This window comes from Sphingobacterium olei (assembly GCF_005048855.1).
GTDB lineage: Bacteria > Bacteroidota > Bacteroidia > Sphingobacteriales > Sphingobacteriaceae > Sphingobacterium > Sphingobacterium olei.
Map to the genome: position 1 here is coordinate 880,322 of NZ_SUME01000001.1, position 18,008 is coordinate 898,329.

14 protein-coding genes and 1 tRNA gene are annotated in these 18,008 nt (G+C 38.2%); 5 read left to right on the top strand and 10 right to left on the bottom strand.

Annotated elements, in window-relative coordinates:
• Nucleotides 1–91 precede the first annotated feature (91 nt).
• Nucleotides 92–1,825, top strand: coding sequence for a mechanosensitive ion channel family protein (locus FAZ15_RS03765; RefSeq protein ID WP_162304866.1), 1,734 nt, complete (start codon nt 92–94; stop codon nt 1,823–1,825).
• Between the two features lie 73 nt (nt 1,826–1,898).
• Here FAZ15_RS03765 and clpB read toward each other — a convergent pair whose 3' ends face one another.
• A complete protein-coding gene (clpB, locus tag FAZ15_RS03770) occupies nt 1,899–4,496 on the bottom strand; it encodes an ATP-dependent chaperone ClpB (RefSeq protein ID WP_136899954.1) in 2,598 nt (865 codons plus the stop codon).
• Nucleotides 4,497–4,756: 260 nt separating this feature from the next.
• Between clpB and FAZ15_RS03775 the strand changes: the two genes are divergently transcribed.
• Nucleotides 4,757–4,832, top strand: a tRNA-Thr gene (locus FAZ15_RS03775).
• A gap of 53 nt (nt 4,833–4,885) precedes the next feature.
• Here the strand turns inward: FAZ15_RS03775 and FAZ15_RS03780 are convergent.
• The 6 genes from FAZ15_RS03780 to FAZ15_RS03805 all read right to left on the bottom strand — a co-directional run bounded on the left by FAZ15_RS03780 (nt 4,886) and on the right by FAZ15_RS03805 (nt 10,403).
• On the bottom strand, nt 4,886–5,269 hold the full coding sequence (locus tag FAZ15_RS03780) for a hypothetical protein (protein ID WP_136899955.1): 384 nt from the start codon (nt 5,267–5,269) through the stop codon (nt 4,886–4,888).
• Between the two features lie 305 nt (nt 5,270–5,574).
• Entirely contained in the window at nt 5,575–6,636 is a 1,062-nt protein-coding gene (locus FAZ15_RS03785) for a PA0069 family radical SAM protein (protein ID WP_136899956.1), read from the bottom strand.
• A 48-nt stretch (nt 6,637–6,684) separates the two neighbouring features.
• Complete coding sequence (ppk1, locus tag FAZ15_RS03790; RefSeq protein ID WP_136899957.1) at nt 6,685–8,745, bottom strand: polyphosphate kinase 1; 2,061 nt, start codon at nt 8,743–8,745, stop codon at nt 6,685–6,687.
• Between the two features lie 77 nt (nt 8,746–8,822).
• Nucleotides 8,823–9,203, bottom strand: a complete 381-nt coding sequence (locus FAZ15_RS03795) for a hypothetical protein (RefSeq protein WP_136899958.1) — start codon at nt 9,201–9,203, stop codon at nt 8,823–8,825.
• Nucleotides 9,203–9,781 carry a DJ-1/PfpI family protein gene (locus FAZ15_RS03800; RefSeq protein ID WP_136899959.1) on the bottom strand — a complete coding sequence of 193 codons (579 nt, stop codon included), beginning with the start codon at nt 9,779–9,781 and terminating at the stop codon, nt 9,203–9,205. The genes FAZ15_RS03795 and FAZ15_RS03800 overlap by 1 nt, the downstream gene beginning before the upstream one ends.
• Nucleotides 9,782–9,839: 58 nt before the next feature.
• Nucleotides 9,840–10,403, bottom strand: coding sequence for an NADPH-dependent FMN reductase (locus FAZ15_RS03805; RefSeq protein ID WP_136899960.1), 564 nt, complete (start codon nt 10,401–10,403; stop codon nt 9,840–9,842).
• Between the two features lie 897 nt (nt 10,404–11,300).
• Here FAZ15_RS03805 and FAZ15_RS03810 point away from each other — a divergent pair.
• The gene (locus FAZ15_RS03810; RefSeq protein WP_238387141.1) at nt 11,301–12,239 is read left to right on the top strand and encodes a YihY/virulence factor BrkB family protein; all 939 of its coding nucleotides are present in this window, start codon (nt 11,301–11,303) and stop codon (nt 12,237–12,239) included.
• A gap of 62 nt (nt 12,240–12,301) precedes the next feature.
• Here the strand turns inward: FAZ15_RS03810 and FAZ15_RS03815 are convergent, their stop codons facing one another.
• The 3 genes from FAZ15_RS03815 to FAZ15_RS03825 all read right to left on the bottom strand — a co-directional run bounded on the left by FAZ15_RS03815 (nt 12,302) and on the right by FAZ15_RS03825 (nt 16,013).
• Nucleotides 12,302–13,309: an ATP-grasp domain-containing protein gene (locus FAZ15_RS03815; protein WP_136899962.1), complete on the bottom strand. Its 1,008-nt coding sequence runs from the start codon at nt 13,307–13,309 to the stop codon at nt 12,302–12,304.
• Nucleotides 13,310–13,414: 105 nt separating this feature from the next.
• Complete coding sequence (locus FAZ15_RS03820) at nt 13,415–15,244, bottom strand: flavohemoglobin expression-modulating QEGLA motif protein (RefSeq protein ID WP_238387142.1); 1,830 nt, start codon at nt 15,242–15,244, stop codon at nt 13,415–13,417.
• Nucleotides 15,228–16,013, bottom strand: a complete 786-nt coding sequence (locus FAZ15_RS03825; RefSeq protein ID WP_136899963.1) for an N-formylglutamate amidohydrolase — start codon at nt 16,011–16,013, stop codon at nt 15,228–15,230. Before FAZ15_RS03825 ends, FAZ15_RS03820 begins: the two co-directional genes overlap by 17 nt.
• A gap of 211 nt (nt 16,014–16,224) precedes the next feature.
• Between FAZ15_RS03825 and FAZ15_RS03830 the strand changes: the two genes are divergently transcribed.
• Entirely contained in the window at nt 16,225–16,623 is a 399-nt protein-coding gene (locus FAZ15_RS03830) for a response regulator (RefSeq protein ID WP_136899964.1), read from the top strand.
• 147 nt (nt 16,624–16,770) lie between these two features.
• A complete protein-coding gene (locus FAZ15_RS03835; RefSeq protein ID WP_136899965.1) occupies nt 16,771–17,982 on the top strand; it encodes a DEAD/DEAH box helicase in 1,212 nt (403 codons plus the stop codon).
• Nucleotides 17,983–18,008 lie beyond the last annotated feature (26 nt).

Consider the following 18,008-nt stretch of genomic DNA (forward strand, 5'->3'; position numbering starts at 1 on the left):
AGGCAATAATAAACGCATTTTTATTTTGCTTATGAAATTCTTTTATCTCATTTTTTTATTATTCTGTATCCAACCTTGTTTAGCGCAAAATGTGGATAGTTTAGTAACCGAACAAAAACTAACTGAGCAAGCGGATCGCCTACAGAAAATAAAGGAACAACAAAGCCAGGATTCACTAAGGAGGTTACAATTAGAAAATAGACTGTTTTCTGACGAACTTGAAGATACAAAAGAAAAGCAGGCCTTACTGACTGAACTATATTTTCTAAAAAGTCGTGATTCACTGGCTTTAGTTGAGCGTAAGAGAAAAGTAGATTCCATGCGTGTTCTAAATCCAGGGATACCTGTTAGACCTTTTAAAGATACTTTGTTTACTTTATATCGTGGGATTGGGGGCTTCTCGATCCACGAGCGAGCGAATGCAGTGCAAACCCGAATAAAAACGCTGGCTGATCTGTATTCTTTTCATGCGGATTCAATACGGGTAGTCGAAAATGATAATATGTGGTATATAACAGGAGCAAATGACATGATAATGAGTGTAAGTGAGGAAGATGCACTCTGGATGAACGCTACACCTAATGCGCTAGCAATGTTATTTGCAAATAAGATTAAAGGGAGCATTACACAATATAGAGATGATACGAGCATTACGAAGTTGCTGAAGGGTATCGGGCTGGCAGCACTCGTATTGTGTTTAGTATCGTTAATTGTATATGGTATCAATAAACTAGCAGGTTACACTAGACGCCTCGTATTACGAAATAAGGGAAACAAATTAACCGGTATACGAATAAGAGGTTATGAATTAGTTTCAGCGACAAAGCAAGTTCGCTTTATATGGACGCTATTTAATTTAATGAAATGGTTGTTTATTTTAATGGTTATTTACCTTGCCTTGCCGATAGTTTTTAATTTATTTCCCGCAACGGAGGGATTTGCCAACGTATTGCTTAGTTATATTTTAGATCCGGTTAAGAAGATTAGTATGGCAGTTATCAACTATTTACCGAATCTAATCACGGTTATAGTTATCGTAATCATCTTTCGTTATATCTTTAAAATTCTAAAATATTTTGCTAATGAATTGCATCGTGGTGCATTAAATATCCCTGGATTCTACGCAGATTGGACATTACCCACATACCAAATATTGCGCGTACTTCTTACTGCCTTTATGTTGATCGTAATTTTCCCTTACCTCCCAGGATCTAAATCTCCAATATTTCAAGGTGTATCAGTTTTTATAGGTATCTTGTTTACATTCGGTTCCGCTGGGGCACTGGGCAATGTTATAGCAGGATTAGTAATTACCTATATGCGACCATTCAGTATAGGAGATCGTGTAAAAATTGGCGATGTGCAGGGCGATATCATCGAAAAAACATTGTTAGTTACACGCATACGTACAATTAAAAATGAAGTTATATCCGTCCCCAATTCTCAGGTTATGAACTCTCATACGATTAATTACAGCACCGATGCTCCCGATAAAGGTTTAATCTTACATACAACAATTACAATCGGTTACGACGTGCCATGGCAGACTGTACATAAACTTGCTATTCAAGCGGCAAGCACGGTACAATATATTGAAGTTGAACCCCATCCTTTTGTCCTGCAGACAAGTCTAGACGACTATTATGTTTCTTACCAAATTAATGCTTACACGAAGCAACCTAACAAGCAGGCATTGATATATTCTGAATTGCATAAAAATTTGCTGGACCAATTTCACACGGCGGGAGTTGAAATTATGTCGCCACACTACAGGGTGGTACGAAACAACGAAGACACAGCAATGCCTCCTGCTGATGACCAGTAGTTTTAAATATTAAAGCCCTCTCTCGAGGTAAGGGCTTTAATATTTAAAAGTAATATGCCACTATACAAATCGTTTACTCACTTTTATTTAAGAAAACAAATTGCCCATCAAACGTATCCAATTGAATGACAGAATCGTTTGTCACTTTTCCGGAGAGGATCTCTTTCGACAATTCGTTCAGTATCCGTTTCTGAATAACACGTTTCAACGGGCGTGCCCCATATATGGGATCATATCCTAATTGTGCTAACCAATCCAATGCCTCATCCGTAGCGGACAAAAATATACTTTGTTCGGCTAGTTGATGCTGTAAACGATTAAATTGCATCCGAACGATATCTCCAATCTCATTCCGGCTCAACGGAGTAAACATAATGAATTCATCTATACGGTTCAAAAATTCTGGACGAATTGATTTCTGTAAAAGCTCGAATACTTCGTCTTTCGTTTTAGCAATCACATTATCCCTGTTTTCATCCGTTAAATGGCTGAAGTTTTCCTGAATAAGATGAGAACCAGTATTAGAAGTCATAATGATAATGGTGTTCTTAAAGTTGACCACACGACCTTTATTGTCCGTCAGATGCCCATCATCAAGCACCTGTAGTAAGATATTAAATACATCGGGATGTGCCTTTTCGATTTCGTCCAGCAAAACAACGGAGTAGGGGCGACGGCGAACGGCTTCTGTTAACTGACCTCCTTCATCATAGCCTACATATCCCGGAGGCGCCCCAATTAAACGTGATATCGCGTGACGCTCTTGATATTCCGACATATCAATACGTACCAATGCTTGCTCATCGTCGAACAAAAATTCAGCTAGTGCTTTCGCTAATTCGGTTTTACCGACTCCCGTAGTCCCCAGGAATATAAATGAACCTATGGGACGTTTGGCATCACTCAATCCGGCGCGTGAACGACGGATGGCATCTGAAATGGCTTCAATGGCTTCATCCTGTCCTGCAACACGTTTGTGTAATTCTTCTTCAAGTGTCAACAATTTTTGACGTTCGGATTGAACCATTTTATTCATTGGAATACCCGTCCAACGTGATACAACATCTGCTATATCTTCTGATGTTACTTCTTCTTTAAGCATACGGCTACCTTGTTGCTTTTCCGCTAATTCGGCTTTTAACTTTTCGGTAGCATCTTGCGCATCCTTGATTTTACCGTAACGTAGCTCAGCTACCTTGCCATAGTCTCCGGCACGCTCAGCTTGCTCGGCTTCCAACTTGTAATCCTCGATGTTTTGAATCTCCTGATTTACACGATCGACCAAATGTTTTTCAGACTGCCAAGCTGCTTTTAATGAATCCCGCTCGTTAGAAAGGTTAGCAATAATCTCGGACAATTCAGCAACTTTCTTGTTGTCATTTTCACGTTTTATTGCTTCACGCTCTATCTCCAATTGCATAATGCGACGCTCTAGTTCGTCAACAGCTTCGGGCACAGAATCCATTTCAAGTCGCAACTTGGAAGCAGCTTCATCAATCAAATCGATAGCTTTATCCGGGAGGAAGCGATCGGTAATATAGCGTTGCGACAGTTCGACCGCAGCAATAATAGATTCATCCAGAATCCGTACCTTGTGGTGCATTTCATAACGTTCTTTTAGACCACGCAGAATGGAAACTGCGTCCTGTGTATCGGGTTCCTCGACCATCACTTTTTGAAAGCGACGTTCTAGTGCCTTGTCTTTTTCAAAATATTTTTGGTACTCGTTTAATGTGGTAGCACCTATAGCACGCAGTTCGCCTCTTGCCAATGCAGGTTTTAATATGTTGGCCGCATCCATGGCTCCTTCGCCACCACCGGCGCCCACTAAGGTATGGATCTCGTCAATAAAAAGAATAATTTCGCCATCGCTCTCCGTCACCTCTTTTACAACGGCTTTTAATCGTTCTTCAAATTCACCTTTATATTTTGCGCCAGCGATTAAAGCTCCCATATCCAAAGAATATACGGTCTTTGTTTTTAAATTCTCGGGTGCATCGCCTTTAATAATGCGGTGCGCTATACCTTCCGCAATAGCGGTCTTTCCCACTCCTGGTTCGCCAACTAAAATAGGGTTGTTTTTGGTGCGTCGCGATAAAATCTGTATCACACGACGAATTTCATCATCACGCCCGATCACCGGATCTAATTTTCCGGATTCGGCATATTCGTTCAGGTTTCTTGCATATTTGCCTAATGCGTTATAAGTCGCTTCGGCATTCTGATCTGTAACCCGCGAACTACCACGCAGCTCTTTGATCGCCAATTTGAGATCTTTTTCATTCACTCCTTGATCCTTCAATAAACTGGATACTTTGTCATTGGCAGACAAAAGTCCTAGTAGAATGTGTTCAATGGAAACGAATTCATCATTGAATTCTTTTAAATAACTTTGTGCTTTTTGCAATACTGCCACAGAATTATTGCTGATATATATATTGGTTCCACTTACCTTCGGTAAGGCCTCGATTTGTTTAGTTACCTCCGCGGTTACGTAGGAAATATTTACGTTTAACTTTTTTAGCAAATGGCTGACAACATGCTCATCCACAGTCAGCAATGCTTTCAACAGATGTGCGGGCTCAACCGATTGCTGTTGATTGCCCTTAGCTATCTCAGAGGCTTTTTGAACCGCTTCTTGTGCTTTGATGGTATAATTATTAAAGTTCATATGTTATTTTAGCTCCTTTCTGATTTTTATTGAAAAGTTAACAAATAAAATGCCTCGGTGTTTTTTGTGGTTAATTCCCTGAAATTTTGTCTGTCTAAGGTTCAAAAAAGAGACAAATTTTCTTGTTCTTTCAAAAATACATGAAATAATTTCATTGATTTTCAAAAAGTTAATAAAAAAATGGGAAATAAAATCGAAAAGAAGATTGATTTTTTAAAGTAAGCTTGCGATATTTGCATCGCAATACTAAATTTAAGTACGCCTCCTTAGCTCAGCTGGTAGAGCAACTGACTTGTAATCAGTAGGTCATTGGTTCGATCCCGATAGGAGGCTCCAAAATAAAAAAGCTCAACAAAAGTTGAGCTTTTTTATTTAATTACCATGTAAGCTTATCGATCACAGTCGGCCGTCCAAGCTCTTCCATCATTAAGATAGTTTATTCTTAAAGTACTTTCTGTAATGGTTATCGAACCGAGCTCTTCATTTCCAATTATAATCGTATTATTATCTCCTTTTTTCATCTCAATACCACTTAAAGTAGGGATACCATCAGAAAAATTGAACGTATAATTATTACCGACCTTTATGACAGTTACCGAGCCATTTGTGGTTGCCACGTCTTCTTCATCATCGTTGGTGCTTGTGAAGCCGACGCTGCCTTCATACCTACCTGTGAATAAGTCATTATCTGCTGGATCGTCATCTTTACTACATGCACTAAATGCAAAAAGTGTAACAAAGAGAAGACTTAAAATTTTGATAGAATTTTTCATAATGTTGTGTGTTTTAATATTACCTTTTCTACTACAACAACTCAAATCTTATATCGGCACATGTATGACTTCTGGTTTTAACATTTGTTAACATTTAGATAACATTGGATTTAAAATCATGAGCACATAATGTGATTGATCCTAAGCTCCCTTACACATGTTTAAACCCATTCGACTTCACTTCGGTCCGCTCAGGGTGATATTATTTTTGAAGAATGCTTACCTTTAACAGCGTCATTCCGATTGAAGCGTAGCAGAATAGGGGCTGCTAAAAACAGGAGTAAATCAGCATGTATAATTTTTTTTTAAAATAGGGTGAGTTGGGTCGATACTGCTTTGGGAAGTCCGGCACAGTTATATTCAAAAATTTCTTTATTTAAACCGTTTTTAGCACAGTGTAAGCGAAAGTTATCACGAATTATTTCTGCGATTTTCCCACTCCCTTTCATGCGAAGTCCAAAATTGCTGTTATTTACCTTACCATCATGACAGGATTCGATGCTGTGCCAAATCTTATCAGCTCGGTGTGGATAAGCATGCGTTAACCAGTCTTTGAACACTTCTCCAATCTGCCCATTTAGTCGTACAATGATATAACTTGCCCATTTCGCACCTCGTGCAGCTGTTTCTTTCAACACCGCTGGTATTTCATGATCTGTCAACCCAGGGATAATAGGTGCAACATTTACGCCCATAGGTACACCTCTCTTGCTCAATTCTTCTACTACACGAAAGCGCTGGGATGCCGTAGCTGTGCGGGGTTCTAATCGCAACCTGGTTTCTTCTGTTAAGGAATTAATAGACACGAATACCTTAATCAGATTATGTTTGGCCATTTCCTCTAAAATGTCTGCATCCCGTAGAATGAGACTGTTCTTGGTGATTACACTGATAGGTTGCTTATAACGAAGTGCAACTTCCAATATTCGTCGGGTAAGTCTAAATTTTCGTTCTGCGGGCTGATAACAATCTGTATTTCCAGATAGATGGATAGGAGTGACGTGCCATCCCTTTCTGCAAATGAAGTTTTCAAAAAGCTGTGGTGCATTTTCTTTTACTATAATTTTCCGTTCGAAATCCAGACCTGAACTCAGATCCCAATATTGGTGAGAATTGCGTGCATAACAATAGATACAACCATGCTCGCATCCCTGATAGGGGTTAGCAGAGTACATCATACTGACATCGGGGCTGTCCACCTTATGTACTAAAGATTTGGCATCAGAAGGAATAAATATAGTCTTATTATTTTCTACTTCCCAATCATCTATAGCCTCTATGTAGTCTACAGTATATTTATCTTTTTTATAGATATTCTGTGGGTTGTATTGTGCGCCCCTTCCTTTTATATAATCTTTCTCCTGCATAACAGGATAAAATTACTAAAAATATTAGTGCAAATAATAGAGATTGATTTATGTTTTTGATTTTAGGTATTTATACAGTTCGATTTGAGATCTGTACTCTGGCTTCCCATTTCTTACGTAATCATTACTCAATATGTTATCTAATATCCGTGTTTTAACATTTCCCTTAAGCTGAATTTTAAGCATATCGATTAGTTCTGTTTTAAGTTTTTTATCGGATATACGTACTGCAGCCTCCACACGATGATCTAAATTGCGGGTCATCCAATCGGCAGAGGAAATATAGACGTGTTCTTTAGCAGCGTTGTAAAAGTACATCACACGTGCATGTTCTAAGTATTCATCTACAATACTTATTGCATGGATAGGTTCTTGAAAAGTTTTCTGATTAACCGCGCAATAAATACTGCGCACAATCATTTCAATTTTTACACCTACTTCTGCTGCGTCGTAGATTTTCTTAATTAGAATTTTATCACTCAATGAATTAACCTTGATGATGACATGTGCTTTGCGTCCGGCTTTCGCTTCTGCAATTTCCGTATCTAAATAAGAGAGAATGGTATTGCGCATATCGGTAGGACAAACCAATAGGCCTGTTCCCATTTTTAAGGTTTCCTGTAAATCCAGCTTCGGTCGCTTTAACGCATTGAACACCTTATTTATATCGGCCATAATAGCCCTATTACTCGTCATTAGGCAATAGTCACCATATATCTTGGCGGTTTTTTCATTGATGTTCCCTGTACTGACAAAACCATACTGTACGGTTTTGCTATTTACCCTCTTTTTGATTACACATAGCTTCGCGTGTATCTTTTTATGTGGGATACCAATCAAAACACGAATGCCTTCCATTTCGAATCGCTCTTTCCATTCCAAATTGTGCTCTTCATCAAATCTTGCACGCAATTCGAGCATCACGGTCACGTCTTTTCCATTTCGTGCAGCATTTACTAAAGCGTTTCCAATTTTAGAATTGCTAGCTAATCGGTAAGCGGTAATTTGGATGGTCTTGACATCTGGATCCATTGCAGCTTCCCGTAGTAAGTCGATCAAAGGGCGAAAGGAATGGTATGGGAAGGAGAGAAGCACATCCTTTTTTATAATTACATCTGTAATGCGTTGCTGATTCGCAAACTGGGGATGTGTGAAAGAGGTTCTCTCTTTTGGCTGATGGTACTTTTTAAATACATTGGGGAAATCCATAAAATGTTTGAAATTATGAATTTTCTGTCCGGGTATGATGCTGTCTTTCTTGGAAATATTGAGCTTCTTGATAAGAAATTCCAGTAACCTTTCATCCATTTCTTTGTCAAATACAAAGCGGGTGGGTTTGCCCTTTCGCCGACTTTTTACAGCTTTTGCTATTTTCTCGGCGAAGTTGGTATTGATATCATTATCTAAATCAAACTCGGCATCTTTTGTAATCTTAAATGCATGCGCCGTGAATTCATCGAATCCGAAGTATGAAAAGATGTAAGGCAGGTTGAATTTAATAATATCTTCCAATAAAATGACGTGGACTTGGTTTTTAGAAGACGGTAATATTGTAAAACGGCCCAACTGACTGGAAGGGATTTCTATAATAGCAAACTTGGTTTCATACTGCCAATCTTTCTTCATCATTGCTACACCCAGATACAAAGATTTGTCTCTCAGGTAGGGCATTGGATTCTCATCATTTAGCAGAAGAGGAATCACATTAGATTCTATCTCATCCTGATAGTATTGATGAATAAATTTTTGCTGTTCTTCGTTAAGATTTTCACTCGTTTTGATGTACACATGCTGTTTGGCCATCTCTTTTTGCACAGCTTCCCAAACATCATTAAATTTTTTTTGCTGGCTGATCACGATATCGTGAATTTCATCTAATATCAGCTGAGGTTTTTCAAAGAAAATATTTTTCGCCTCTTTTTCATCTACTGCAAGTGCTCTCTTAAGACCGGCTACCCGAACACGAAAAAATTCATCCAGATTATTGGAAAATATACCCAAAAACTTTAAACGGGAAGACAGGGGAACTGTCTCATCTGCCGCTTCCTGTAACACTCTTCCATTAAAACTCAACCAGCTAATATCTCTAGGTATATATTTTCTTGCCATTATTAAACGAATATATTGGATTCAAATCTATAATATTGATGTTAGCTTAATGTTAAAATAATATGAATAACACAAAATTAATCCGTCCCTCTTCTTTTCGCGATGTATAGTGCTGAATATTTCTCTGTATCATAGTGTGGACTTTCCAATGTCAACACGGTAGGATATGGTTTTTTTTTGTCGAAAAAATAAATAGTTGTTATACTATTGAAATCATTTGTAGGGAATAAATCGGCACAAGCATCATAATTTGCGACTGAAGCATCATCCACCGTAACAGCATAGATCCGTACAATTCCTCCTTTATTTTGTTCGTTTCGCACAAATGCAACCTCTTCGAAATTTCCCGGAATATCTTTCAAAGTTGGTTGGCTGTACGTCTGCCAGATTAGATAACCTAGTATTAAGGTAACAGGTATGGCAATGAACCATATGCGTTTAGATTTTCTTCTGTTCATTATACGCTTATCGTGATATTTAAAAGTTTATAAAATTCTTTCAAAATGGATTGATGTCCAGGCCAAGCTGGCGAAGTTACTAAATTACCATCTACTACAGATTGATCGGCTGGGATATTTTTCCATGTTCCTCCTGCTAATTCAATATCCGGACCTACGGCAACATAAGCCGTCAACGTCCGACCTTTTAACACCTGTGCTGTCGTGAGCACTTGGATCCCGTGACAAATGGCCGCCACCGGCTTATCTGCTTTGAAGAAATATTTTACAATTTCAATTACCTGTTTATTAAGACGGATGTATTCGGCCGAACGACCCCCAGCAATATATAACCCATCATAATCTGCCGGGTTGACTGTATCAAAATCTTTATTTATAGCGAAATTGTGTCCACGAAGTTCTTTGTAGGTATGATCTCCGGTAAAATCATGTACAGCAGTCGGTATTAGATCTCCTCTTTTTCGATCTGGAGCTACCGCATGCACTTCGATGCCTATTGCGCCCATCGCCTGAAAAGGTACCATAGCTTCATAATCTTCAACATAATCTCCTACTAATAGTAGTATTTTCTTTGCCATATTAATGTGTATTTAATCTTATATTTTCTTATTGAATATATAACCCGTTGGTGGAGCATTAGTTTGTTCCAGATTGAATTTTTGCTAATTCCCGTTTCGTTTTTCGCACCTTCGCTTCCAACTGACTTCGGTGAAGTATGTTGATTACCCCTTTTCCTTCTTCAAAATTGATATTAAATTCAGGAAGTGAGAAAGTTTCTAATACGATTCCCCCGTCAAAAGGCATTCTATTTGTCGCGATATCGAGCACACTTTGTCCGCCACGTGCTCCATTGCTGGTTGCAATTAAAAACATAGGTTTATTAGGAAAAGGTTTTCTCGCTTTGATACGGGACACCCAATCTAAGATATTTTTATATGCGGCAGCGTAATTTCCGTTATGCTCGGCGAAGGAAATGAGTATAAAATCTGCCCAGTCTATTTTGTTCGCAAAATCTGCTGCCAATTGCGGAATACCATTCTGAACTTCGCGATCACGGGAATAAAGAGGCATTTCGTAATCATTTAAATCTATTAGTTCAATAACATCCTGAGACTCTTTATAATACTTACTGATACTGCTCACCAGTCTCTTATTAATAGATTTTGAACTGTTGCTCGCTGCGAAAGCTAATATTTTCATTCGAATAGAATTGTTTATACATTATCTTCTAAACTTAAATAAAATGCTTTGCATTCACAAACCAAACATCATACCGTTATTCTTATAAAAAAAATCCTGCCATCATAGCAGGGTCTAATATATAAACCAACAGTAATACTATCTCATAATGAATCAGATAACATATTCACTAGGATAGGGGCTATCTTCTATGAGGGGTTCAGTATGCGATTCCACAATGATTTCCAATTTATAGTGCTTTGACGAATCTGGTTTATTACGCGCAAAGGTATTAGATGATAGAAGCGTAAATATAAATACCACTAATGCTGAAATTAACTTGGCCATGATTCCATACGTGTTAAATTGTTAAATATTATTGTGTTTGGAGTTTGTAATCCTTAATCGTTATATCAAAAGTAAACGAAAATGAAAAACGGCAATAGCGCTAAAAGATGAATAGGGGTAAAAACTCGGTAAATGCCAGTTTTTTTTCGGTAAATGGTAATTATCAGTTGGATGGTGATACAATAATCATAGGATAGAGGATTGGGGTGTTTTAAATTGTAACTATTTTATATCGACATAATTTTTATGCAAAGTCTTTGCTACATTTACATAGTATTTAAAATAAACGATTTTAAAGCAAAACGTCCTGTTGATTCAAACTGAAAGCAGTAGATGGATTTTTAGTAGACAGCAAATTAAATACGTTAAAATTCTAACGACAGATCATAAACAACAAGGGCTCCGATTTTCGGAGCCCTTGTTGTTTATGATCTGTCTCCCCGCATTCCAAAAGATAAACTTTTCCCTATGCGGGTTGTTTATTCCTAATAACAGAACCATTTCGAAGCTATGGAAAAACAAAAAGGTTTTTTTTTAAAAGATACATTTACCATTTTAAAAAATTCAGTAATGGGTTTCACAAACGAAGACAGTATGAAGTATAGTGCGTCACTTGCTTACTATACTGTTTTTTCTCTTGGACCTATACTGGTACTAATGATATCCTTAGCAAGTATTTTTTTTGGGGAAGAAGCTATTAAAGGAAAGGTTTTTAGTGAATTAAATGGGCTAGTAGGAGCGAGTGCGGCGCGGCAGATCCAAGAAGTTATCAAAAATCTAGAGTTGTCTGGCAAATCTACAATTGCCCTTATTATCAGTATTGTCACCTTATTATTAGGAGCTACTACGGTGTTCGGTGATATTCAAAATTCCATTAATAAAATATGGCATGTACGGGCAAAACCAAAAAAAGGCTGGTTAAAGATGATAAAAAATAGGGTATTATCTTCATCTTTAGTAATAGGTCTTGGATTTCTTCTAGTGGTGACGTTAGTTGTAAACGGAGCTATTTTGGCATTTACTGATAGGTTACAGCGCCATTTTCCCGATATGACCGTACTCCTGATGGATGCAATCAATTTCTTTATTACTTTTGGAGTGATCTTCGTATTATTTAGCGTGATTTTCAAAGTGCTACCGGATGTAAATATTACCTGGCGTACAGTACGATCAGGGGCGCTATTTACGTCGGTACTCTTTGTAATAGGAAGATTGCTGATAGGGTTATACTTGAAAACTTCAGGAACTGAATCGACTTATGGCGCTGCAGGTTCTATCGTTTTGATTTTGCTTTGGGTGTATTATACGGCCGCTATTTTATACTTCGGCGCAGTGTTTACGCGGGAATATGCTACGCTGAAAGGGATTCCTATACAACCTTCCGAATTCGCCGTACATGTGGAATTACAGGAATTAGAAAAGGATGTAGATGAGTTACCCCCCGCTCCTTTGAAACAGGAAGATCAAGTGATCGAAGTAAAAGATCCGGATGAGGATCCAAAAATCTAACAGTTTAAAAGCCAATAAAAAATGCCGATCGAATGCGTTTACCATCGACCGGCTTTTTTGCTTTACAGTTTATAGAATTTTTTGATTTTATCTTCTAAATTTTCGATTACGGCAGTGCTATAATCGACTCTATTTAATCGCGATGCTTGTCCCAATGCACCTGGACTAAAGACATTTATTTCCATGATTTTATCACCCACAATATCTAGCCCGACAAAGTACATATTGTCTTCTACGAGTTTGTTGGCTACTTTATTAACAAGGCTAAGAACCTTTTCATCGATGAAGGCTTGTTCGGCTTTAGCACCCTGGTGTATATTGCTCCGGATTTCGTCTGCTTGCTGTACTCGGTTTACAGCTGCATATTTTCCGTCTATCACGATGGGTTTTCCATCCAGTAGGAAAAACCGTATGTCGCCGTTAACGGCTTCCGGCAGATACTCCTGTGCGATGACATACCCGTCTCTACTGATCACCTCTACAATCTGTTTTAAATTTTGACGCTCCTTGAATGGGATTAAGAACACATTTTTTCCACCCGAACCTTTTAAGGGTTTAAGTATGATTTTATCTTGTTGTTCTTCCAGGAAAGCAACGACATCTTCATGGTTTCGCGTTACGATGGTCTTCGGACGTACTTCTTTCGGAAAGTTTTCTAAGTACAGTTTATTGCTTGCTTGAATAAGTGTGTCTGGATCGTTGACAACTAAACGCCCGTTATTTTTCACCAGTTGCGCAAATTGGATGCCCATTGCAGCAGCCCAAGGTCTATTAATCATGTCTAGTACCGGATCAAAACGGAGCCACAAAACATCTATTTCCTGTAAATTAATAGTTTGTTTTTTATTACTTCGAAGGGTATTCAATAAATCTTCTCCATCGTCAATACCTGAATCCGGCTCTGCTACACGACCATGTGCGCCGATATTTCGTTCATTTTGATAAATGAAATCGGCAAGCCCGATATAAATGATCGTATGACCACGTTTTAAGGCGGTAAGGGCTAATACCGTAGTTGTAAAAACCACTTCTTCTTTATGTGTTTGATTGATTAAAAAGGCTATTTTCATTTGTCTGTTTTTGTTATTTAAGGAAATTCTAAATCGATCTCATCTTACCGCTACGTTGCATTTCAATATTACTTAAGTGACGGTGCGGGATTATAAATTGATGTGTTAATTAATAAGTTTAAAAATATTCCCGATTTTATTTACATCCGTAAGTCTTTCCAGATTTTCTGTATTGAGGTAACGGGGTATCAGTGCGGGAGGTTGTAGCACACCACGTTGCATCAGGTCTTTTACAATAGGCAGGTAATCTTCCCTTATTTTTCCAACGGTTAAGAGACGAATATCTTTGCCTTCTTTAAGATATTGAATCAATTCGATCAAACCTTGAAGGTAAAGGGCATCTTTGGTAAGTCCGCCGCCACGGTATACGCGCATGGTCATCTGAAAAGCCGTTTGTTCTGTAAAATGATACTCCTCCGCGAGCATGGAAAATGTATCGATAAAGGAATGACCCATCAACATATGACGTACAGCCAAGACACGTCCCGCGATGATGCGAAGACGATCGTTGCTGAGTCCTCCGACTAGATATTCAGCGAATACGGCTAATCCTTCTTGAAGTTGCTCATAACCTGGCACACCAAGACTAAACAGGCTTAATGGCTGTGTTTTCCCGTTAAAATAAGTGACGATATGCGTACCCACTTCATGCTGAATCAATGCCTTTGCCCGTTCGATTCCTATTTGATATTCTTTACTTATATTGAGCACCCCACGATTTACCATGACGCCAGATATATCATCCCTAACACGTACAGTAGTGTTAAAATCTGGACGTTGAGCCTGTAGATATTGTATCTCCTCTCGGGCCATTTTTGCAAACCCATGTGCATCTAGTTTCGTATCTTCTTCGACACTGGTGGGATCGCCGGAGTCAATAACGGTCAATAGTGCTTTTGCTGTATTCAGGAGTTTATCGCTCACGGCTCCAAATATCTGTAAGCTTCCATGCATAAAATCGTCTTTTCCTCGGTCACTCAGCATGGACATCATCGCATCCAGTTCGGTTCTTTTGTCTCTAAATAGATAGGCAATAGTAGGATCGTATAGATCTTCAATCCGCAAATTATACAAATTTCGTTTTACCAAATCCGGATCTATAGGCATAGGACGATAAATAAACTTAGGCGTGCGGTAAAATTTGTCTTTTTTAAATTGCAGCCAAGCTTCATGGGCATTAATCGGGGTAACGAGGAGAAGAAAATCAAAGCGCTGACTTTCCTGCGCCAACTTCTTATCTATTTCTAATACAAATTTAGAAAGTTCCTCATGGGTCTGTAATTTAAATTCAGCAGCCTTGACCGTGGTGTGGATACGTAGAAATTCAAAAAATAACCGGGATAGGCTTTTTCCTAATGTTTCTCGAAAATGACGTAGCAGGATAGGAAGAGTATGGCCTTGGCGATCGATATATCTTTGTTTTATAGATATTCCTAACGACATGATCTGCTTTTCTTGTAATTCTTTTAAGGTGAATAGATCAGAATGTCCATCTGGCTTAGGCACTTTACTCAATTTTTCGAGAGCTACGGTGATGTCGGGAGCCTCAAGTACAATATTTTTAGCGAAGTACTCGGCAAGTTGCAAAGCATTTTTTTGCGATAATTGAATGGATATATCCTGCACCTGATCTTGGGGTGCGTTCCACACCTCTATCACGAGACACGATCCGAATTCTTTTGCTAGTGCCTCTGCTATAATACCTATCCATTCTTCCCGTGTAAAATCTGTTTTATAGATAATACTAGCCGTCTCGGATTTGGCTAGTTCCGTCAGCATTCGATCCTTCCCCATTATCGGTATACGATAAATAAAGAGATAAGGGACGATCTTATTAAAAACCAATTTGCCAACATTTGGTATCTGCTGATGGAAAGGCTCTTTTTCTTTTATAGCCTGCATGATCTGCTGAATGGTCTTATCCTGTTGCATCATTAAAATTATATTCTTGTAAATCGGTTAAGGCATTCATAAGAACTTGTCTATAGGCCATGATATGTTGAATATATGGTTCTCCCGTCCACTCATCCATAAAATCTTTTCTAAATTCAATGGATAGCACGCACCCCTTTTCTCCGAATTTTTCATTGATAAATTTAGAAAGGTATCCTCCCTTGAATTTTACATTTTCACGAATATCAATCGGTTTAGAGAGATAAGTCTGATTATGTATAGACGTTTTGAAATATTGAACGAGCGACTGCCATTTCGGATGATTGTATATCGTGCCCAAATTTATCTGAGGATTTGCTTCATGGTCTACTTCCTCAAGCGGTCCGGATCTCCTACAATTATAACTATGGATATCAAGTACCACAAAATATCCATGGTCATCAATTGTACGCTGGATCAGGGTTTCTATTTCTTTAAATACGTTGTAATATTCATTTTGTAAGGTTGTGATATGGTGTTCAGGAAGATCTGCCCAAACGGATAATCCCCAAGCTTGTTCAGGATGCAAGTAAATGGCATCCTTTAGTGTTCTATTCATATCCAGCTGAAAACGGGATGTACTAACTATAAATTTATTAATTGGCAATTCGGCTATCGTGCCGGTGTATGGGTCTTCTTCTCTAAACCGTTCGGCATCATTAAGTTTAAGATAATCTTTTAAAACAGGATTTATCCGACTACCATCGTGAATAGCAAAAGACCAAAACGGACTATTACTGGTATTGACATAATATGCAAAAAAATCAGACATAGGATTTGTTGTTTTTCATTACAAATTATAACGTATAAGAGATCGAAAAGTTTGTTCTGTTTGCTTTTGGGATGTCAGCTATTGGACAACAGCCGGACAAATCCGCTGGATTTAGAGGCGCCGGAAAAGTTAGGACAATGGGATTTTATTATTTGTAAATAAGCTTTGGAATTTAAAATAATTGTTCGATATTAGATTGTATCTACTTATTATGTCTACCTTATTGATGATCGAATGTAAACGTATAAACGTATTATTCGCAGATGATTCGGAAATACATCACCTGCTATTTAAAGCGCTTCTTGAAAGCAAGCACCGCTTTAATTTGATGCATTGTGTAATAAATGGAAAGCATTTAGTTGATTATATTTTTCATAGCGCCGTTATTCCGGACGTCTGCGTATTGGATTTACATATGCCTGTTCTGAATGGGATAGCCGCCTGTCGACAAATAAAAAGATTCTTTCCAAATATTGTTTTACTGGGCTTTACATCCTCAAGTGACGACCGTGAAAAGCAGGAGATGGTTGATGCCGGTGCGCAACGGATATTCCCAAAAGAATGTTTGAAGGAATTAATTGATTATTTAGACAAGGGAAGCTTTAATTAACAATCTCATTCTAGATTTAAAAATTTTATTTGTCGTTTTACCCCAGTGTTAGACGGTTTGTAATGTTTTCAGCATTATTGATTATGTTATTTAGAAAAAAAAGCTTACATTATGCTGTTTTTATAATATTAATGAAATAATCGAAAATTGAAATTTACTGAATTTGGTCTAGTCCCTCTGTTGGAGGAAGGACTTGACAGCATGGGATATCTTGACGCTACCCCTATACAAGAACAGGCTATACCTGTGATTCTCCAAGAAAAAGATTTAATAGCTTGTGCCCAAACCGGTACTGGTAAAACAGCATCGTATCTTTTACCTATCCTAAATAAAATAGCACTTCGTGAGACTAATCACGTAGACACCTTGATTCTTGTCCCAACACGAGAACTAGCCTTGCAGATCGATCAGCAAATAATGGGATTATCGTATTTTACGGGAACGACCTCCATCACGGTTTATGGAGGGGGCGGTGGTATGGATTACGAACAACAAAAGCGGGCGATACAAGAGGGCGTAAATGTTATTGTGGCCACACCAGGACGTTTAATCGCACATATGGCTTCGGGTAAACTTGATTTTTCTAAACTTAGACATCTTATTTTAGACGAGGCGGATCGAATGCTAGACATGGGATTCTATGATGACCTCATAAAAATTATCAGCTATCTACCGGCTAAGAGACAGAATTTATTGTTTTCAGCGACGATGCCGTTTAAAATACGGTCTTTGGCAAAAAAAATTCTTCAGGATCCCGTTGAGATTAATATTGCCCTGTCAAAACCTTCTGAGGGTATTAAGCAGCAAGCGTATCTTGTCTATGACGAACAAAAAATGGAACTGATAAAAGCCTTGATTTCGGATCCGTCTTTTACCAGCATTATCGTTTTTGCTTCAAAGAAAGAAATTGTGAAACGACTGACCACCGAACTCCGTAAAGGTGGGATAGCTGCTGAAGCTTTTCACTCCGATCTGGAACAAGCGCAACGAGAAGATGTGATGAACAGGTTTAAAGCAAAAAGGCTGCATGTATTAGTGGGTACGGATGTAATATCTCGAGGCATCGATGTTGTGGGAATTAGTTTGGTAATAAATTACGATGTACCTCCTGATCCGGAAGACTACGTCCATCGTGTTGGACGAACTGCTAGGGCAGCGACAACAGGTACAGCAATTACCTTTATAAATGTGAAGGATCAAATTCGCTTTTCCAAAATAGAAGAGTTGATAGGTGCTGATATTGAAAAAGTATCACTACCGGAAGGATTTACCGAGGCTCCGATTTATGATCCTAAAAAGAGACCTCCCAGAAATAAATCAAATAATAAGAAAAACTTTAGAAAATTTTCTAAGAAATAAAGAAGTGCTACAATGTGCTTCTTTAT